The following is an 18,137-nucleotide window of genomic DNA, read 5'->3' as shown; positions in this document are numbered from 1 at the left end:
TTTAGCAGGTAAATGACTAATCTTTAAAACTGATACACCGCAACACGGCCATTATGCCCTGCAGCAACTAGTGTATTGCCCTCGATAGCCAAAGTAAAAAATCCCTGAGACTCACCGTTAATCAGCAGTGGCTGCCAACTATAACCATGATCATGAGAAATATCGGTTGATAGCTTACCGGTGGCAATACAGGTTTCTTCGTAGCACACCATAGCGCTGCGCAAACCTGGGGTTGTGCCGGGGGCTTTATGCCACACATAGCCTTTTTTATACACCATATTGGCAGCATGCTTATCACGCTGCTGATAATCGCCTCCCAGTACAAATAGATCATCTAGATGATTAAATGCCAGCGCATAACCACCGGCAGTTTGAGTATCATCATAAAGTGCGATTGGATGCCGACGCCAATGCGTGCCTGAATCGGCGGTAAGGTAGACTGAGCTACTATATCCTCCGGTAGTAAACCAGGCGCGGCCTCTCTTGCCAACAACTAAGGTGTTACCGCTAGCGGCAAACGCGACCTCTTTATCAAGCATTTTGGGTAACCCACCTTTCGCCACTCGCTGCCAAGATTTTCCGCCATCGGTTGTACGCAAAATCACATAACAACCACCAACCGGATCACCCAGCAATAAGCCGTTATTACGATCCCAAAAGGCGATTGAATTAAAAAAGCCGAGTTCATCTGGATTATCAAATATTAATTGCCAACTTAAACCCTGATTTTCGGTGATATACAGCTTAGATAAGCCCCCTTCACCCGCGCCCATAACAATGGCAGTGTTGGCATCGAATACTTCAATATCGCGAAAGTCAGTCAAAGGCTGATCTTTTACCGACACATCTAACCAGGTGTTACCTTGATCTTTGGAGATATAAACACGGTTATCTGTTCCCGTAACCCAAGCAACCCCATCAAGTATGGCGCTACCTCTCAAAGCGGCATTGGCCCCAAGCGTTTGCACATTCCAATCCATGGATGAGGTACTGAAGCAACATAAGCTAAGTAACAGTATGAATATCTTCATTTAATTTCCTTAAAAACGGCATCATAAATACTATCGGCCAATCATAGGTAATAGGCAAGCCTAAAGGTGGCAAGCATTTAGCCCATTATTGCTCGCTCACATAAACATCAGTTTATTAGCCTAAGCTAAATAAAGCATGATTAAACAACAAGTTAATAACAAGTATTGCTGGACACTGGCTACACGATAGCCTAAATTAAAAGTGTGACGAAGATCACCGTTTAAGTAATAAGGAACCTACTATGAGAAAAACAGCCACTCGAGTAACACTATTAAGTGCAGGACTACTACTTTCCACCACAAGCCTAGCCGCGATGAGCCCGATTGCAGAATGTAACGATTGCTCAAGCCAAGCAGCACTAAAAGCCGCAGAATCACAACAAAGCGACAGTGTTTTCGTGGTTGATTTTGTGAATCGCACCGCCAAAAAGTTTGTCACCGATGACCAAGGCAGCGCATTACTGACCAAGCTTTCAGTTGGTGAGCTAAGTCAGCTCAATCAAGAATTCAATTACCGCAAAGTACATTTAAGAGCGGTAAAACCATAAGTTAACAGTGACATGTCAGGCCTTAACATTAAGGCCTGTTTTTCTTTTTATACGCTTTTTATCACAGACAGAAGCCGCTCAATATCGGCCATATCATTATAAATATGCGGTGACACACGAATACCTTGGCTCCGCAGATCCACGCTCACATTCGCCTGTTGCAATGCTGCTAACACCTGTTGTTGCTTAGCGCCAAAATCTAAAATCAACGTACCACTGCGCTTTGCCTCAAGCCTTGGAGATACAAACTCCTGCTCAAACTGTTCTGCAACCACATCGATTAACCATTGGTTATGCTCACGAAGCTTATGAGAACCTATATTGGCAAAGTAACCTATGCTATGCGCCGCTATCGCATAGGGAGCAATCGAAGGTGTACCGCCCCAAAACTTAAGTGCGCTTTGGTGATAACGAAAATCGTGAATATCAAACTCAAACGGATTTTCATGGCTAAACCAGCCCACATCTTTTGGCTGGCAGTGCTCAATATGCATTGCGTTTATCCATAAATAAGCTGCGCCCGGACCACCACATAACCACTTAACACTTGAGCCGATTAAGAAGTCAGGCTGCAGAGCCTGTAAGTCTAACGGCACGATACCTGCCGATTGCGCCACATCGAGTAGGGTTAATACATTTTTAGATTTTGCAGCATTAACAATTTCTTCGACAGGGGCTTGCTGCCCCGTGTTGGAATACACATGGCTGACAAACACTAAATCGATATCGGCACTAATATGTGACTGCCAGACCTCGGCATCGGTAATATCTAAAGACTTAGGAATAAAGCGCAACTCACAGCCCTGTGGCAGGGCTTTTTTAAGCGCAAACCCCATACTTGGGAAGTCAATTTCACTCATCAGAACGACTGCATGCTGCTGATTAAGCCGCTCTAACGACATCACCAACTTAGTCAGCGCGCTAGAGAGATTAACCTGAGGACAAAACTCCTCGACGCGCGCATTAAACAACTTAGCCAGCCCCTGACTAAATTGTTCAATCACCTGCAACCAATCATGCCAGGGCTCTTTTCCCGATGTTTGCCAAGGCGCAAAAAACTGCTTTGAGAACGCTTGCTCGGCATCTTTCAATGGCCGACCCACCGAATGGTTAAGCAGGTAGCTCCCTGGCGCTAAACTAAAATCATCTTTAAAAGACTGCATATTACTCTGCCTCCAAACTCGCTTTTAGCGTGCAAATATCATCAAAACGAGTTCGGATATCACTACGTTTAGCAGCGGCTCTTCTATCGCGTAATTTTTCTAGCGAGTTAAGTAATACCGGTAATGGTGGGCCACTGGCGGTGACTTTTGACATATGTTGCTGCTGCATATTTTTTGAAGGCTGAGTAATATACTTAGATACCAGCTCATTATGATGCTGAATCGCCGTTTGCCCGTGTAATTCACATACCTCCAAAAACAACTGAAGATTTTGCTGGTACCATTGCTCGTGACGTAAATGACTCATGCCCAGTAACGCATCCATAAAGCTGGTTCGGCGCATACAGTCACGTAAAATGCGTTGATCTTCAGGCATCATGTATAAAAACTTATCAACCAGCATCTGCGAGTAACCCGGCTCGTTTGCAGCGCATAAGCCCAGCAGCATATCGATAACGTTGATCCCGGCAAAATCCCCCGCATTAGCGCCGCGATAAACTTGGCTACCTACACGATAAGGTTTGTAATAGGGTCTCACGCAATAGAAGAAGTCATCGGCATCAAGCTGCAAAAACAAGACTCGGTTTGATTCAATCACATCTTGTAAGGCTTGCTTAGCAACGTTCAGCAGATCAGAGGCAATGGGATGATCTATGCCTAACGGCTGAATTTTTAACAGTGCATCGGCGGCACGCTTATAAGCCAAAATGCCTTTGGTGTTATAATCAACAAACAGCTTCTCGGCAGCTAAATCAGTAAAGCGTTTATACACCCCCTGGTGTGCACGGTTATGGGTAGTAAGGTGCGCCGTGGCAAATCTTGGGGTCACACCAATAGAGGCGCCAATATGCATAGCAAGGGTAGACGCCTCTGTCAGTGGTGATACGGTTTCTCGTGAAGGCTCGGTAATTTCGTGCCTACGGCATGCCGCCATATACAGGCCAACATTACCAAGCAGATCAAAAGCATGATCAAAGCCTTCGTCAGTATTTCCCTCAGCCAGCAAACTGGCTATCAGCTGGCGCCCTTCAGATTCAAGTTGCAGCTTTAAGTGCTCGCCAACACCTTCAACATTAGCCCTGTCGCTCTGCTCAGCGTAAAGCGATTCAAGCTCACTATTGAGTTCAACAAAACGAGTGCGGATCCAATGATCGAATGCCTGAGTATTTTGCGTCATCTGTTAGTCCTTATTTTTATTTTTTCGATGAGACTGTGCAGTAATCTATAGTCACTTAGCCTAGCAGGATCCCTATGGTGTAAATCGATAAACTGGCGCGAATAACTTCCATTTAAGGTCGAGATCCCCTATAAAATGGATAATTGATACCGATTTTCACCACAAAAAATAAAAAGGCCTCCAATGGATAACAAGGACCGCAACATACTCGCCATATTACAACGTCAAGGCCGTATCGCGATTAGCGAGCTCGCTGCCAAATTAAATATGTCGGATACCCCCTGCCTTCGCCGCGTGAGAAAGCTAGAGCAAACGGGTGTGATTAGCGGTTATGCGGCGCAAATCGATCCTAAAGAAGTTGGGCTTAACGTAGTGGTGTATGCTTTTGTACGCCTCAAAGAAAATTCAGATCAACATGCAATTGTGTTCGAAGAAAGCATGGAAAATCTCAAGCAAGTCATGGAATGTTCAGTGGTCACCGGTGCCCACGATTACCTGCTAAAAATCGTTGCTAGCGACCTGCTCAGTTATGAAAGCTTCGTAAAAAAGTCGCTTGGCAGCTTAAGCTGTATCGCCGGGATCGAATCTACCGTCGTGTTAAAGCAAAACTTCTCGCGCAATACATTGCCGCTATAGCGGCATTCACGCCCCCTAAAAATAACTGATAAAAAAACACTAGACGACCGGTCTAATTGTGTTAGTCTGTTTACTATGAAAACAAGTATCAAAACAGATCCTCAGCAAACACGTCAGCATATTATCGACTCAGGATACAGCCTGATTTCGAGCAAAGGCTTTTCCAATGTCGGTCTATCGCAGATCTTAAAATTTGCCGATGTGCCTAAAGGTTCTTTTTACCACTACTTCAAATCCAAAGAGCAGTTCGGTGAAGAGGTGATTAACAGTTACTTTAAAACTTACTTAAGCAGTATCGACAGCCTATTTGCGCCAGAGAATGGCTCAGGCTTAGAGAGATTGATGAGCTACTGGTTACGCTGGCAAAGCACCCAAAGTGATGCCTGTATCGACCAAAAGTGCTTAGTGGTCAAACTCAGTGCCGAAGTCTCAGATCTATCAGAACCCATGCGCCTTGCCCTAGACAAGGGCTCATCAGCGGTTATTGCTCGCCTTGCGAGCTGTATTGAAGCTGGAATAGAAGATGGCTCTTTGACTGCAATGAATGCCGCCTATACCGCAGAAACCTTATACCAGATGTGGTTAGGTGCCAGTTTAAGAAATAAATTAACCCGTGATCCCAATGTCATCACACGCGTATTACAGATGACTCAAGCCCTGCTAGCTAATCCTGTTTCGGTATTGAAGTGATCTAAAGTGAAATGCTCTTCACTGAAATAATCAGCAAATTTATCTCCCCCGCCTATGCTTATACCTGTTGATGGCGGGCATTTTTTTAACCGTTTACTAGACGACTGGTCTACTAAATGTTAGGCCTTAGTATCATTCGACAATTAGTCGACTATAGGAAAGATTATGTACAGCTTCGATTACTACAACCCTACTCACATTAGTTTTGGTGAAGGAAAAATTGCTGAACTGGATAACTTAGTCCCACAAGATGCAAAGGTCTTAGTGTTGTTTGGCGGCAACAGCGCCAGAAGCACAGGTACTCTCGATGAAGTAAAGGCTGCGCTTAAGCAGCGTGAAGTTGTTGAATTTGGTGGTATCGAGGCGAATCCAACCTACGAAACATTGATGCAAGCGGTCGAAGTCGTAAAACAGCAAAATATCGACTTTCTCTTAGCAGTTGGTGGTGGCTCGGTTATCGATGGCACCAAGTTTGTGGCAGCTGCCGCGCTATTTGAAGGTGAGCCATGGGACATTCTTTTAAGCTGGGGCGCTAAGGTCACTCAAGCAATGCCATTCGGTACGGTTCTGACCTTGCCTGCCACGGGTTCTGAGATGAATAGCGCCAGCGTGGTTACCCGTAAAGAGTTCCAAGCTAAACTCTCTTTTATGAGCAATCACGTCTTTCCAAAATTTTCAGTATTAGACCCAAGCAAAACCTTCACATTACCAGAACGCCAAGTCGCTAACGGCGTTGTCGATGCTTTTATTCACATCACTGAGCAATACCTTAACTACCCTGTTAATGCGCCAGTGCAAGACAGATTCGCCGAAGGCTTGCTTCAAACCCTAATCGAATTAGGGCCAAAAGCCCTAAGCCAACCTCAAGACTTCGATGTACGTGCCAACCTGATGTGGGTGGCAACAATGGCACTGAGCGGCGTGATAGGTAAAGGCGTGCCACATGACTGGGCAACACACATGATTGGCCATGAAATTACCGCGCTTTACGGTGTTGACCATGCCCGTACTATCGCGATGATTTTACCGGGTATGCTCGATGTTCGCCGAGAAGCTAAGCAAGAGAAGTTACTGCAATATGCCGATCGCGTTTGGGGAATTAACCAAGGCTCGGTTGATGAAATCATCGATGCGGCGATAAGCAAGACCCGCGACTTTTTTGAAGCGATGGGCATTAATACTCGCCTATCAGACTACGATTTAGACAGTAGCAGTATCGATGAGATCATTAGCAAGCTTGAAGCCCACGGCATGACGGCTTTAGGTGAAAAACAAGATGTTGATCTGGCTATGAGCCGCAAGATTTTAGAACGTAACTTATAACTCTTAATAATTAAACAGATACAAACTTAACAGAGACCTCAGCTAACTGGCAGGCATCACGTAATAAGGATGCCGCTATTGGCAAACCAACAGATAAAAAGGACGACAAAATGAAGATATTGATGGTACTGACCTCACACGACAAACTTGGCGACACAGGCTTAAAAACAGGCTTCTGGCTCGAAGAATTTGCCAGTCCTTTTTATCGCTTTAAAGACAGTGGCTGTACTGTCACCTTAGCTTCACCTGCTGGCGGACAACCACCAATAGACCCTAGTAGCGAGCAGCCGGACTTTCAAACGGCAGCGACCGATAGATTCAATCAAGATGAACAGGCCAAGCAGCAACTGGCAACCACTAAAGTGTTAGCTGAGATAAACCAAGCTGATTACGACGCGATTTTCTATCCAGGTGGCCATGGGCCATTATGGGATCTCACTAACGATGATCACTCTATCGCATTAATAGCCGCTTTCTACCAGGCTAAAAAGCCTGTAGGACTTGTGTGTCACGCACCGGGGGCACTTAAAAATGTGAAAAACCCCGATGGCACACCTTTAGTTGCTGGCAAGCAAGTGACAGGATTTACTAACGGTGAAGAGGCGGCAGTGCAGCTGACTGATATCGTGCCTTTCCTCGTGGAAGATATGATGCTGGCAAATGGCGCGCTGTATAGCAAAGGCGATGACTGGAGTAGCTACTTGGCGGTCGATGGCAACTTAATCACTGGCCAAAACCCAGCTTCTTCTGAAGTGGTGGCCGATGAGATCATCAAGCAACTGAAGTAACTCAAGTAGCTAACTTCTGACTACACTCTTGACTACATGAACTATGGCGCGATTAACTTCGCGCCAGATTCTATCTTTCGCACAGAACTTCTTAATAGCTCTTATTAATTGTAAGGACCGCCAATGATCACTCTGCATCATTTAAATAAGTCTCGCTCAAAACGTATCATCTGGTTACTTGAGGAACTTGGGGTAGATTATCAAATAAAAGCCTATCAACGAGATAGCCAAACTTTCCTAGCGCCGCCAGAACTCAAAGCCATTCATCCACTAGGCAAGTCACCTGTGATTGAGTATCAACAGCAAGTGATTGCAGAATCAGGCGCAATTACCCAATACCTTATCGATAACCATGCAGCAGGAACGCTCGCACCAGAAAAGGGCAGCCCTGATTATGTTGAGTATCTACAATGGCTTCACTTTGCAGAAAGTTCAGCAATACTGCCTTTATTACTGAGAATGTTTGTCGCCAAAGACGGCTGTCAAACCAACTTCTTAGAGGGCTACGCTGCCATTGAGTCTGAAAAAATTCTTAGCTACGTCAATCAATCGCTTGAAGGTAAGCGTTACCTTGTCGCCGACAAGCTTACTGGCGCGGATATCATGATGTCGTTTATCGTTGAGCTACTCGTGGCCAGTGGTGAAGCTGAAAAGTACCCGCATATTGCCACTTACGCTAAGCAGCTTGGTCAGCACGCCAATCACATTAAGGCTGGCGAGATTGAGCAGCAATACGATAAAAGCTAGCTGTTAGCTGTCAAAAGCTAAAAATGAATATTCAATAGAAAGGCAGCCATAAGGCTGCTTTTTACATAAGCTAATTATGATATTCAGTTTAACGATTCACTTTAGTGCGCCGTCGACTTACGTGACTAAGATTAACTTATGTCGACGGCACAGGCTTACTTAACTAGCACTAACTTAGTGTAGCTGGCACTAACTTACGGAACGGGTACTAACTTAGTAGCAGGCACTGACTTACGTAACTGGCACTGGTAACGTTCACCGAGGTACTGCACGCTGGCTTCGCCTTGATGCTCCCAAAATTCAAAGTTACGTCCCTGGTATTTCGCGCCGCTACCGCTACGCACATTGGTTGCTAACAGCTGTTGTTCACCCATTTTTTCACTCGAAAAGGTAAATACCGCAGTAACCGGATCGAGCTGGGTATAAAAAACCGCAGTGATCTGTGGATGATTATCACAATCAAAAACTACGGCTGCAGGCACCTCTAACAATCCACCTTGGATCTGTAATTCAATAATCCGGCTTTGATAATTTTGTAATACGCACTCACGTACATCTTGCGCCTTCCAACAATCATTACGACCTTTAATCCAGCCTCTTTGCATCGCCTTAGGCTGCTCTGCTGCGGGAATATTAACAACCGCCGCTTGATAAACCTGCGCCATTTTCTGATCTAACACCGCTAACTCGGGATCATTGCAGATTAAAGTTTCAACTTGTCCCTGAGCCTTAGCGCAATCAAAAGCCGGAGCAACATGTTGATGGCCATCAACTGTAGCAGCACTGTCGACTGCCGCTATCGCTGGAGCTGTTTGAGTCGTTTGAGTCGAATCACATGCAGCCAACAATAATAGGCTACTCACTAACATCGTTTTTTGCATCTGTTATCCTTATGTGTTGCCAGCAATAATCTAAGCTAATTGATAGCCATCTTACTGCTAAATTACTGCTAAATTACTACTAATTTACTGCTAAAAACTGGCTATCAACAAGATGCCAATCAAGTGAAATGAGCTTATCACTCAAGACAGTCAACTTCTGCACGACCCCTCGCGGTATAAAATCACCACAAAGTTCATGATTTTTTATGTTAAAACAGCTAATCTTCGGTATCAAACCCTGTAACAAAGGATGTCACAATGCGTGCTGGCTTTATACTACTTATGCTACTGGTTACAACGCTTGCTCATGCGACGGTTTATAAGTGGGTCGATGAAAATGGTAACGTTCATTTCTCTGATGAACCGGTAAAAAATGCTGAAGTGGTCGAATTTAAAGAGAACACTCAAAACAGCCTTAAATTACCAGAAGTCTCCGTACTCCCCGGCACGACAAGCGATTCCGAAGCCGTTAAGCCTCTTTATAAAATGAGTATTGCCTCTCCAACTGAAGAAGAGTCTATCCGCAGCAATGATGGCGATATTACCATTATCACCAATATCACTCCGCAGCTCGCAACAGCACATCAATTAGCGCTCTACATGGACGGCAATCAGATAGGCAGCAAGCAAACCATCGGCATATTTAAGCTGAAAAACATTAATCGTGGTGAACATACCTTTGCTGTTAAGGCTTTCGATCAGAACGGCAAAATAATTGCATCGACTTCTACCAGAACGATTTTTCTTCATCGGACGTCGATTTATGGGCCTGCTCGCTTAAAACCTCAGCCTAGAGATAATGGGTAAATACCTTTTAATATAAAAGCTTAGGATTATATTGATTTAGTCTACATTCCGATGAAGTCCAGTTGCAGGGCGCACCACTTTGGTGCACCATAGTGGTGCGATCAACTGAAATGCCCAAACAGGTGCATGTGCATAATTCGGAGTAGCTGATGGATACAAGTTTATTGCTCAACCATTTAGTAACGGCGGTAATCGTTACCAATGAAGAGCTTGAGTTACTCTACGTGAATGCGGCCGCCGAGCAGTTGCTCGGTGTGGGCAGTCACCGCCTTAGCGAACACCCTTTACCCGAACACTACCAATTACTCGGTGTCGATCCTCAAGTGCTAAAATTGGCAATTTTCGATGGTCAAGGCCTGAGTATTAATACTGTCTCTTTAGTCACCCTTGATGGTCAGCAACATACTGTCGATGTCACGCTCACGCCACTTGAGCAAGAACAGAACCTTGCTCTGATAGAATTTCGCCAAGTAGATCAACAGCGCCGCATCCATCAACAGTTGACTCAAGATGCTCAGCAGCAGGCTGCGCAATATTTAGTGCGTAACCTCGCCCATGAAATCAAGAACCCATTAGGCGGATTGCGTGGCGCTGCGCAGTTGCTATCTCGTGAGCTAAAAGAGCCTGAGCTTAACGAGTTTACCGATCTTATTATTGAGCAAGCAGATAGACTACGTAACTTAGTCGACCGTTTGCTCGGCCCACAAAAGCCGACGCAGCATAGCCTGTTTAATATTCATCAAGTCATCCAAAAAGTCGTCAAGTTAGTCAATGTCACCCTACCTGATAACATTGAGCTCACCCAAGATTATGATCCCTCTATTCCTGATATTGAGATGGATCCGGACCAACTGCAGCAAGCTATTCTCAACATTGTGCAAAATGCGATTCAAGCCTTAGAGCCTATGGGTGGGCATATTCGCCTGAAAACCCGTACTCAACACCAGATCACCATAGGTACACAGCGCCATAAGCTAGTGCTGATGTTATCGGTCATCGACGACGGTCCAGGCATACAGCCCGAGCTAATGGACACGCTGTTTTACCCTATGGTCACTGGTCGTGAGCAAGGCTCAGGTTTAGGCCTATCTATTGCTCATAATTTTGCTCGCTTGCACGGTGGACGCATAGATTGCGACTCAACCGTAGGCCATACCGAATTTACCATTACCTTACCCATCAATAGTTAATAAGAGGAAAACACTCAATGGCTGAACAAGTTTGGATCCTCGACGACGATAGTTCGATACGCTGGGTATTAGAAAAAGCACTACAAAGCGCTAAATTTAGCTGCGCCAGCTTTGCCGCAGCCGAATCGCTGTGGCAAGCCTTAGAGATGGCGCAGCCTCAAGTGATTGTGTCAGATATCCGCATGCCCGGCACCGATGGCTTGACTCTGCTGGAGCGCCTACAAAATCATTACCCGCATATTCCTGTCATCATCATGACGGCACACTCCGATCTCGACAGCGCAGTGAGTGCCTATCAGGCAGGTGCATTTGAATACCTACCTAAACCTTTTGATATCGATGAAGCGATATCTTTAGTCGACCGAGCGCTCACCCACGCTAAAGAGCAAACATCGAGTATCATCGTTGAAGAGCCGCTAGTCGCCACACCAGAAATCATTGGTGAAGCCCCTGCGATGCAGGAAGTCTTTCGCGCCATTGGCCGCCTTTCTCGTTCTTCAATTAGCGTATTGATTAACGGCCAGTCGGGTACGGGTAAAGAGCTCGTTGCCAGCGCACTGCATAAACACAGCCCGCGTAAAGGTAAGCCGTTTATTGCCATCAATATGGCAGCCATCCCTAAAGACTTAATTGAATCAGAACTTTTTGGTCACGAGAAAGGCGCTTTTACTGGTGCAGGCAGTGTGCGACAAGGCCGTTTTGAACAGGCCAATGGCGGCACTCTCTTCTTAGATGAAATTGGTGATATGCCGCTCGATGTGCAAACTCGACTATTACGTGTGTTAGCCGATGGGCAGTTTTACCGTGTTGGCGGCCACTCACCGGTACAGGTAGACGTGCGTATTATCGCAGCGACTCACCAAAACCTTGAACAGCTGGTGCAGCAAGGGGATTTTCGTGAAGACCTGTTTCATCGCTTAAATGTCATTCGTGTGCACCTGCCGCCACTGTCTCAGCGTAGAGAAGATATCCCACAACTTGCGCGTCATTTCTTGATGATTGCCGCCAAAGAGATTGCCGTTGAGCCAAAAATGCTAACCAAAGAGACCGCGACTAAACTGTCGCAGCTTCCTTGGCCCGGTAACGTACGTCAGCTTGAAAACACCTGTCGCTGGTTAACCGTCATGGCCTCGGGACAAGAGATCTTACCTCTAGATCTACCACCTGAGCTATTGCAAGAGCCTAAGCTCAATAGTACACCAAGCAGCGATAGTGATGACTGGCAAGGCGCATTGAAGCTGTTTATCGATCAACGTCTCAGCGACGGCGACAGCGACTTGCTAACCGAAGTGCAGCCCGCATTCGAGCGGATATTACTGGAAACTGCGCTTAAACATACTAATGGCCATAAGCAAGAAGCGGCCAAACGTTTAGGCTGGGGTCGCAACACCTTGACCCGAAAACTGAAAGAGCTAGAGATGGATTAACGAGATCTTCAATGCTTGTAGTAAAGCTTAACTTTCATTTGTTTTATTTCAGGCAAAGCCTCATTGATGATAACCACCTACTGCAGTAGTTGGTTTAGGGCTGAAAACAAAAAGGAGAGCCACAGGCTCTCCTTTTTTGCTTATACGCTAACGGCTACACCGGATCTTGGTGAATAATCACCTCTGACTCCACAAACTCTTTGCGCACCCGCTCGGAGGTTTCTACCGCAATTTTATGTGCCTGATGCAAGCTCAACGTCCCGTCGAGTTCGAGATGAAACTGAATAAACATGGTCTTACCCGACTCGCGGGTGCGTAAATCATGGATCCCTTTGACTTGAGGATCTTGCTTAGCTAAATGCGTAATTCTCTCCCGAGTCTCATCATCAAGTTCTCTATCTAACAAAGACTGCACCGAACGATAAGCCAGCCCCACGGCTTGCTGACCAATAAACAACGCAATTAATACCGCAAATAAACCATCAGCCCACCACCAGCCATATTGAGATAAAACCAGTGCCAGTAATACCGCCGCGTTTAAGAATAGATCCGACTTATAATGCAGCGCATCGGCTTCAACAACAGTGCTTGAGGTCGCAGCTAAGGCTCTTTTCTGCAGCATAACCAATGCCAGTGTCAGCAAAATTGCGATAACAGAAACAATCACCCCCAACGTGGCGTGCTGCACCTCTACCGGATTAATCAGGCGTTCGCTGCCGTGCAACATCAGAAAGAAAGCAGAACCTAAAATAAAGGCTGATTGCGCTAACGAGGCTAACGGCTCAGCTTTACCATGCCCATAGCGATGATCTTGATCCGCAGGCACGATAGCGTAGCGGATTGCAATAAAGTTAACGATTGATGCAAGCGCGTCAGCAAAGGAGTCGGTCAATGAAGCCAGCATACTGGCGGAACCAGAATACATCCATGCTGCAAGTTTGATGGTAATAAGGGTTAACGCTGTCGCAACCGCTGCGCGGCTGGCCAGCTTAACCCAGAAGTCATATTGGGAAGTGTCATTCATAAAATCTGTTTACTAATATAGTAAGGGAAACACAGACCTTAAGTTTATAACAAACCTGAGGGAAAAACTGATGTTTCCCCTCAAGTTAATAGCAATCGACCTAATAGAGAAAAACAATTAACCTCTATTACACCCAAGTGGCTTGGGTAGCTGGTGCAATCGTGTTCAAAGCATAAGCTAATTATCTTTTATGATGCTTAGCAAAACGCTGTTTGAATTTTTCTTGCTGCTCAGGTGTTAGCAACTGATACGCTTGGTTTTGCAACTTCAGCATATTAACGGCCTTTTGCTGACGCGCTGCTTGTTTAGCGGCTAATGCCTGCTTCACTTCAGCTTCGTTAAAGTTAGCTGCAGTAATAAAACCTAACATCTGCTGTTTTTGTGCCGCGCGCGCTTCTTTAGAAGGACGATTTTGTTTCATCTCGTCACGATGCGCACTAAATAGCGCTTTCATCTCAGTCTTCTGCTCATCGGTTAAGTCCAAACCGCGAAACATCTTGCGCAGGTCATGATGGCCGCCACGCTCGCTTTGCATCTGGTGATGGCCATTCTTGCCATGCCCATCACGTGAGCCATCTTGGTCATCGGCAGCATTTACACCAGCGGTTAATAATGCGGTGCTGGCCACTATGGCAAGCAAACCTGCTTTAAACGTATTCTTTTTCATCATGGTAGCCTCATTTGAATTTGCTCAGCACTGCTAAGCTTGATTTGACGCTTATCAGTTTAGTCTACTCAATGTAAGCTTGGGTTTGTACAGCGTAAAGCTCTGTAAAGCTGTTTAAATGAGGCTCGATAATGCCAAGAGCTGCCGTTCTTTACGTTGAATTACACTCCTAAACTGCAATTGACATCAAACAGGGTATACTCGCCACAGTAAGAGTACATTAGAAGGGTAAATATGAGCCGTATATTATTGATAGATGATGACTTAGGTCTATCTGAATTGCTTGCACAACTGCTAGAACTTGAAGGCTTTGAACTGACACTGGCCCACGATGGGCAGTCAGGGTTAGATCTGGCCATAGAGCAACAGTTCGACCTTATTTTACTCGATGTAATGCTACCTAAACTCAATGGGTTTGAAGTCTTGCGCGCGCTGCGCAGCAAGAAACAAACACCGGTGCTGATGCTAACTGCCCGAGGTGATGAAATCGACCGTGTAGTGGGTTTAGAGATCGGTGCCGATGATTACCTGCCTAAGCCATTTAACGACCGTGAACTGGTTGCACGTATTCGTGCCATTATCCGTCGTACTCATATTCAATCAAACGAAGCCCCGCAGACAACACATCAGTACGGCGATATTAATTTAGATCCCGCACGCCAAGAGGTGCACTGCCAAGATCAGCTCATCATTCTCACCGGCACTGAATTTAGCTTACTGTTTGAATTGGTTAAGCATGCCGGTGAACTGGCCAGCAAAGAAGTCTTAAGCGAAAAAGTGCTCGGTAAAAAACTGATGCCTTTTGACCGCAGTTTAGACATGCACCTTTCTAACTTACGCAAGAAGATGCCTGAACGAGACGACGGCCGCCCACGTGTGAAAACGATTCGTGGTAAAGGCTATATCTGGTTACCTTAAATGCAGCTGAGAAAAACCCCCAATAATATATTCGTTAAATTACTACTGGGCTTTTGGCTCTGTAGCTCACTGATCATCGCGCTCATTGGGCTGCTGCCTTTATTGCAGCAAAACCATGATCAATCAGCACTGCCACCTCCGCTTGAACGTATGCTTGAAAAAAGTGCCGAGCGTATTAGTGCAAATCCGCAGGTTCTGGGCACTGAAAAGCTCAAACATTTAAGCCGCTTTAAAGAATTTAAAGGCCGGCCGGCCCGCATCTATTTGGTCGATGAGTACGGCAAGGTACTCAATACCCATAAACAATCTCGAGCTTTAAGACGCTTTATGCTGATGGCCGATGAAGCTGGCCATCCGATTAAACACCAATTTAAAGACGAGCTGATTTTCGGCCCCTATAACTTTGACGTTGAGGGCAAGCCTTTCAGCCTATATGGCCGTTTACCAGAACATCATCCACGGCCCTGGTTCTTCTTCTTTATCGATAATAAAATCTTAACCCTTAGCATCGCTATTTTACTATCAGGGTTATTATGTGGCTTATTTGCCTGGCATTTAGGGAAGCCATTACGCTCACTCAAACGCAGTGCTGATGCAGTTGCCGGAGGCGATTTAAGTCACCGGGTCGATATGGCAACAGCCCAGCGAAACGATGAAATTGGTCAGCTTGCTCAAGCCTTTAATGGTATGGCCGACTCGGTTGAAAATATGGTTAAGAGCCAACAAAGATTGATCAGCGATATCTCTCATGAGCTGCGCACACCACTGACAAGGCTAAAATTGTCTTTAGCGCTAAGCCGTAAAAAAGGCCAAGAAACCGCTGAAACCGAGCGGATTGAGTACGAAGCAGATCAACTTGAGCAGATGATTGCCGAGCTGTTAGAGCTGTCTAGAGTCAAGCTTAACGCTAACGAAAACAAGCGCAGCCTTGAGCTTGCTGAAATCTTAAGCCAGGTATTAGACGATGCCGATTTCGAAGCTCAACAGCAAAAAAAGCAGCTGCATATCGACATAGATGAATCAATTACGCTGCCGCTTTACCCTCGGCCTTTATGCCGAGCGGTTGAGAACTTACTGCGTAACGCCATCCGCTATGCCAACACGCAAGTCTCGATTCAAGCATTTGCCAGTGGCAGCAGCATACAAATTGAGATTATCGATGATGGCCCAGGCATTAGCGACGAAGCTGACTTAGAAGCGATTTTCGAGCCTTTCTATCGCCCACAGTCTGCGCGCGATAGAGAGTCCGGCGGCTGGGGCTTAGGGCTGGCAATTGCCAAAGCCGCCATTCAAGCCCATCAAGGTAAGATAAAGGCAGACAACCATCAAGCTCACGGATTGAAAATAAGTATCAGCCTACCGATGGAATAACCATTATCCATTACAATGATGGATAATAACTAAGCGGCGTTTGCCGCGGGCTCGAGTCTGGTTAACCAGCTGGCATAATCTGCCTGCTTAGGAATACGTTTATCTGAGTGCCCCATCAACTGCGCTAGGGCATAGCTAAATTGATAGTACAAACCCGCGTCATCATATTGCTTGCCCGCATCGTCGCAGTTGATTTGAGCGCCGCGCAGATAGTTGGCAACCAGCTCTGCACGGTTAAAGCCCTCGACCACCCCAACAGACTTGATGAGATCGTTATTCCACTGTATATACTCACCATAAACCTGTTCGAATGCCTGACGGTTATCATCGGTGACTTGCTCTAACAGCTCTGGGTTAGGCATCACACGGGAAATAATAAAACGGTCATATAGGAGATCGTCATGCAGCCCCCAGCAATGGTGCATCAAGAAGCGGGTTAAATAGTCTTGATAAACAGCGTCATCAATCGCGGCTCTTTCAAGGCGTTTTCTAAAATGTGCCGTAGCAACTGCCACGACTAAATCTGCTTCACTTGGAAAATGATTGTAGATGGTGCCTTTGGAGATCTGACTCGCTCCAACCAGGTGAGAACGGCACAAATCAAAGCTTTTATGCCCTCTTAAGCAGCGCTCCGCAATGTCGGTTAAATAGCTTTCTCGCTGTTGCCAGTTACTCATGTCGACCTCTTCACAAATCTAACAATCAATATAATTTAAGTTCACATTCATAAAATAGCAGCCTAGGTATCAAGCGGGTATTGAGTAATACTGATAGCATCATGAATAAACTCAATAGCCCATGTTAAAAATTGAACTATTAGAAAGCTTTATTGCGGTAGTTGAATGCGGAAACCTTTCCAAAGCTGCTGAGAAACTTTGCCGTACACAGTCAACGATAAGCCTGCAAATCAAGAAGTTAGAAGAGAGCGTTGGTAAGCCTTTGTTACTTAGAGATAACAAAGGTGTCACCATGACCGAGTCTGGTAAGACGCTGCTTAACTACGCTTATAAGATGCTGCAACTCAGTTCGCAGGCGATTGACGAGCTAAAAGATTGTCAAAACCGTGAAGTCATACGGCTCGGTGTGCCAACTGACTACATAAATCGTTATTTAGGCAGCTTCTTATTAGAGTTTATTCGCGAGTTTACCTGTATCGAATTAGTCATCGATACCGATGTCAGTGGCAATCTCTATAAGCGGCTACATAATGGCGAATTTGATGTGATTGTTGCGACTCATTGGCAAACACCCGCAGCGGGTCATGGCGAGTTACTATTTGAGCGACGTTTTCATTGGGTTGCAGCCAAAGACGGCAGCGCCCATAAGCGCGAAACGGTACCGATGGCGTTATATCCAGAAAACTGCCCTATTCGGGCGCAAGTTTTTGCTAATCATCAGATCTCAATGCGCCCCATGAGTGTGCTACTTTCTACGCCCTCACCAACGGCTATGTGTATGGCCGTTGAAAATGATTTAGTCATAGCGCCCATTGCTGAGTTTCGCATTAGCGATAAGATGCAGATCCTCGATCCTATCGAGCATAACATTCCGCCATTACCGACCTTTAATGAGTCGCTGTATATCAACCCAGAGACACAAACTGATGCAACAAATCAGTTAATCAACTTGATCAAGGCCAATGTGCTAGCGCTAGGTGAAGCCACTCAAGCGCAAATGCTTAGCTAAACTGGCTTGAGGCTTAAAGTAAAAATGCCAACGAGAACGTTGGCATTTTTGTATCTGAGCTTA

19 protein-coding genes are annotated in these 18,137 nt (G+C 45.7%); 12 read left to right on the top strand and 7 right to left on the bottom strand.

All coding sequences use genetic code 11. The annotated features are described in order from the left end of the window. Positions 1–23: 23 nt before the first annotated feature. Complete coding sequence (locus ACVBIK_RS16305) at positions 24–1,031, bottom strand: WD40/YVTN/BNR-like repeat-containing protein (protein ID WP_447163495.1); 1,008 nt, start codon at positions 1,029–1,031, stop codon at positions 24–26. A 242-nt stretch (positions 1,032–1,273) separates the two neighbouring features. Between ACVBIK_RS16305 and ACVBIK_RS16300 the strand changes: the two genes are divergently transcribed. After that, entirely contained in the window at positions 1,274–1,579 is a 306-nt protein-coding gene (locus ACVBIK_RS16300) for a hypothetical protein (protein WP_447158903.1), read from the top strand. Between the two features lie 47 nt (positions 1,580–1,626). Here ACVBIK_RS16300 and ACVBIK_RS16295 read toward each other — a convergent pair whose 3' ends face one another. Both ACVBIK_RS16295 and ACVBIK_RS16290 read right to left on the bottom strand, forming a co-directional pair. Next, positions 1,627–2,742 carry an aminotransferase class V-fold PLP-dependent enzyme gene (locus ACVBIK_RS16295; protein ID WP_447163496.1) on the bottom strand — a complete coding sequence of 372 codons (1,116 nt, stop codon included), beginning with the start codon at positions 2,740–2,742 and terminating at the stop codon, positions 1,627–1,629. 1 nt (position 2,743) lies between these two features. Then, positions 2,744–3,919 (bottom strand): PrnB family protein, encoded by a 1,176-nt coding sequence (locus ACVBIK_RS16290; RefSeq protein ID WP_447170100.1) that lies wholly within the window; start codon positions 3,917–3,919, stop codon positions 2,744–2,746. A 183-nt stretch (positions 3,920–4,102) separates the two neighbouring features. On the opposite strand from ACVBIK_RS16290, the gene ACVBIK_RS16285 reads away from it, so the two are divergent. The 5 genes from ACVBIK_RS16285 to ACVBIK_RS16265 all read left to right on the top strand — a co-directional run bounded on the left by ACVBIK_RS16285 (position 4,103) and on the right by ACVBIK_RS16265 (position 8,103). Continuing rightward, positions 4,103–4,555 (top strand): Lrp/AsnC family transcriptional regulator, encoded by a 453-nt coding sequence (locus ACVBIK_RS16285; protein ID WP_447170099.1) that lies wholly within the window; start codon positions 4,103–4,105, stop codon positions 4,553–4,555. Positions 4,556–4,642: 87 nt separating this feature from the next. After that, positions 4,643–5,245 (top strand): TetR/AcrR family transcriptional regulator, encoded by a 603-nt coding sequence (locus ACVBIK_RS16280; RefSeq protein WP_447159132.1) that lies wholly within the window; start codon positions 4,643–4,645, stop codon positions 5,243–5,245. A gap of 165 nt (positions 5,246–5,410) precedes the next feature. After that, positions 5,411–6,568, top strand: a complete 1,158-nt coding sequence (locus ACVBIK_RS16275; RefSeq protein WP_447158907.1) for an iron-containing alcohol dehydrogenase — start codon at positions 5,411–5,413, stop codon at positions 6,566–6,568. A gap of 110 nt (positions 6,569–6,678) precedes the next feature. Then, positions 6,679–7,356 carry a type 1 glutamine amidotransferase domain-containing protein gene (locus tag ACVBIK_RS16270; RefSeq protein ID WP_447158908.1) on the top strand — a complete coding sequence of 226 codons (678 nt, stop codon included), beginning with the start codon at positions 6,679–6,681 and terminating at the stop codon, positions 7,354–7,356. Between the two features lie 123 nt (positions 7,357–7,479). Next, positions 7,480–8,103: a glutathione S-transferase family protein gene (locus tag ACVBIK_RS16265; RefSeq protein ID WP_447158909.1), complete on the top strand. Its 624-nt coding sequence runs from the start codon at positions 7,480–7,482 to the stop codon at positions 8,101–8,103. 194 nt (positions 8,104–8,297) lie between these two features. On the opposite strand, the gene ACVBIK_RS16260 is transcribed toward ACVBIK_RS16265, so the two are convergent. Continuing rightward, entirely contained in the window at positions 8,298–8,984 is a 687-nt protein-coding gene (locus ACVBIK_RS16260; protein ID WP_447158910.1) for an MliC family protein, read from the bottom strand. Positions 8,985–9,242: 258 nt separating this feature from the next. Between ACVBIK_RS16260 and ACVBIK_RS16255 the strand changes: the two genes are divergently transcribed. From ACVBIK_RS16255 to glnG, 3 genes are all read left to right on the top strand, one after another. Further along, complete coding sequence (locus tag ACVBIK_RS16255; RefSeq protein ID WP_447170098.1) at positions 9,243–9,791, top strand: DUF4124 domain-containing protein; 549 nt, start codon at positions 9,243–9,245, stop codon at positions 9,789–9,791. Positions 9,792–9,940: 149 nt separating this feature from the next. Beyond that, positions 9,941–10,981, top strand: a complete 1,041-nt coding sequence (glnL, locus tag ACVBIK_RS16250; RefSeq protein WP_447158912.1) for a nitrogen regulation protein NR(II) — start codon at positions 9,941–9,943, stop codon at positions 10,979–10,981. Between the two features lie 17 nt (positions 10,982–10,998). Continuing rightward, the gene (gene glnG, locus ACVBIK_RS16245) at positions 10,999–12,408 is read left to right on the top strand and encodes a nitrogen regulation protein NR(I) (protein WP_447158913.1); all 1,410 of its coding nucleotides are present in this window, start codon (positions 10,999–11,001) and stop codon (positions 12,406–12,408) included. Positions 12,409–12,562: 154 nt separating this feature from the next. Here glnG and fieF read toward each other — a convergent pair whose 3' ends face one another. Both fieF and ACVBIK_RS16235 read right to left on the bottom strand, forming a co-directional pair. After that, the gene (gene fieF, locus ACVBIK_RS16240) at positions 12,563–13,432 is read right to left on the bottom strand and encodes a cation efflux pump FieF (RefSeq protein ID WP_447158914.1); all 870 of its coding nucleotides are present in this window, start codon (positions 13,430–13,432) and stop codon (positions 12,563–12,565) included. A gap of 181 nt (positions 13,433–13,613) precedes the next feature. Further along, on the bottom strand, positions 13,614–14,102 hold the full coding sequence (locus ACVBIK_RS16235; RefSeq protein ID WP_447163499.1) for a Spy/CpxP family protein refolding chaperone: 489 nt from the start codon (positions 14,100–14,102) through the stop codon (positions 13,614–13,616). Positions 14,103–14,333: 231 nt separating this feature from the next. Between ACVBIK_RS16235 and ACVBIK_RS16230 the strand changes: the two genes are divergently transcribed. Continuing rightward, entirely contained in the window at positions 14,334–15,017 is a 684-nt protein-coding gene (locus ACVBIK_RS16230) for a response regulator (RefSeq protein ID WP_447163500.1), read from the top strand. Next, the gene (locus tag ACVBIK_RS16225; RefSeq protein WP_447170097.1) at positions 15,018–16,388 is read left to right on the top strand and encodes an ATP-binding protein; all 1,371 of its coding nucleotides are present in this window, start codon (positions 15,018–15,020) and stop codon (positions 16,386–16,388) included. Positions 16,389–16,417: 29 nt separating this feature from the next. Here the strand turns inward: ACVBIK_RS16225 and ACVBIK_RS16220 are convergent, their stop codons facing one another. Further along, positions 16,418–17,065, bottom strand: coding sequence for a TetR/AcrR family transcriptional regulator (locus tag ACVBIK_RS16220; RefSeq protein WP_447170096.1), 648 nt, complete (start codon positions 17,063–17,065; stop codon positions 16,418–16,420). A gap of 121 nt (positions 17,066–17,186) precedes the next feature. Between ACVBIK_RS16220 and ACVBIK_RS16215 the strand changes: the two genes are divergently transcribed. After that, positions 17,187–18,074, top strand: a complete 888-nt coding sequence (locus tag ACVBIK_RS16215) for a LysR family transcriptional regulator (protein ID WP_447158919.1) — start codon at positions 17,187–17,189, stop codon at positions 18,072–18,074. The last annotated feature ends 63 nt before the right edge of the window (positions 18,075–18,137 follow it).

The organism is Shewanella sp. 125m-1 (assembly GCF_052977065.1).
This window is presented reverse-complemented; position numbering and strand designations above follow the sequence as displayed.

Excerpts from the sequence above, each read along its gene's own strand:
- ACVBIK_RS16305 (WP_447163495.1), bottom strand. The coding sequence starts at position 1,031 with ATGAAGATATTCATACTGTTACTTAGCTTATGTTGCTTCAGTACCTCA.
- ACVBIK_RS16300 (WP_447158903.1), top strand. The coding sequence starts at position 1,274 with ATGAGAAAAACAGCCACTCGAGTAACACTATTAAGTGCAGGACTACTA.
- ACVBIK_RS16295 (WP_447163496.1), bottom strand. The coding sequence starts at position 2,742 with ATGCAGTCTTTTAAAGATGATTTTAGTTTAGCGCCAGGGAGCTACCTG.
- ACVBIK_RS16290 (WP_447170100.1), bottom strand. The coding sequence starts at position 3,919 with ATGACGCAAAATACTCAGGCATTCGATCATTGGATCCGCACTCGTTTT.
- ACVBIK_RS16285 (WP_447170099.1), top strand. The coding sequence starts at position 4,103 with ATGGATAACAAGGACCGCAACATACTCGCCATATTACAACGTCAAGGC.
- ACVBIK_RS16275 (WP_447158907.1), top strand. The coding sequence starts at position 5,411 with ATGTACAGCTTCGATTACTACAACCCTACTCACATTAGTTTTGGTGAA.
- ACVBIK_RS16270 (WP_447158908.1), top strand. The coding sequence starts at position 6,679 with ATGAAGATATTGATGGTACTGACCTCACACGACAAACTTGGCGACACA.
- ACVBIK_RS16265 (WP_447158909.1), top strand. The coding sequence starts at position 7,480 with ATGATCACTCTGCATCATTTAAATAAGTCTCGCTCAAAACGTATCATC.
- ACVBIK_RS16260 (WP_447158910.1), bottom strand. The coding sequence starts at position 8,984 with ATGCAAAAAACGATGTTAGTGAGTAGCCTATTATTGTTGGCTGCATGT.
- ACVBIK_RS16255 (WP_447170098.1), top strand. The coding sequence starts at position 9,243 with ATGCGTGCTGGCTTTATACTACTTATGCTACTGGTTACAACGCTTGCT.
- glnL (WP_447158912.1), top strand. The coding sequence starts at position 9,941 with ATGGATACAAGTTTATTGCTCAACCATTTAGTAACGGCGGTAATCGTT.
- glnG (WP_447158913.1), top strand. The coding sequence starts at position 10,999 with ATGGCTGAACAAGTTTGGATCCTCGACGACGATAGTTCGATACGCTGG.
- fieF (WP_447158914.1), bottom strand. The coding sequence starts at position 13,432 with ATGAATGACACTTCCCAATATGACTTCTGGGTTAAGCTGGCCAGCCGC.
- ACVBIK_RS16235 (WP_447163499.1), bottom strand. The coding sequence starts at position 14,102 with ATGATGAAAAAGAATACGTTTAAAGCAGGTTTGCTTGCCATAGTGGCC.
- ACVBIK_RS16230 (WP_447163500.1), top strand. The coding sequence starts at position 14,334 with ATGAGCCGTATATTATTGATAGATGATGACTTAGGTCTATCTGAATTG.
- ACVBIK_RS16225 (WP_447170097.1), top strand. The coding sequence starts at position 15,018 with ATGCAGCTGAGAAAAACCCCCAATAATATATTCGTTAAATTACTACTG.
- ACVBIK_RS16220 (WP_447170096.1), bottom strand. The coding sequence starts at position 17,065 with ATGAGTAACTGGCAACAGCGAGAAAGCTATTTAACCGACATTGCGGAG.
- ACVBIK_RS16215 (WP_447158919.1), top strand. The coding sequence starts at position 17,187 with ATGTTAAAAATTGAACTATTAGAAAGCTTTATTGCGGTAGTTGAATGC.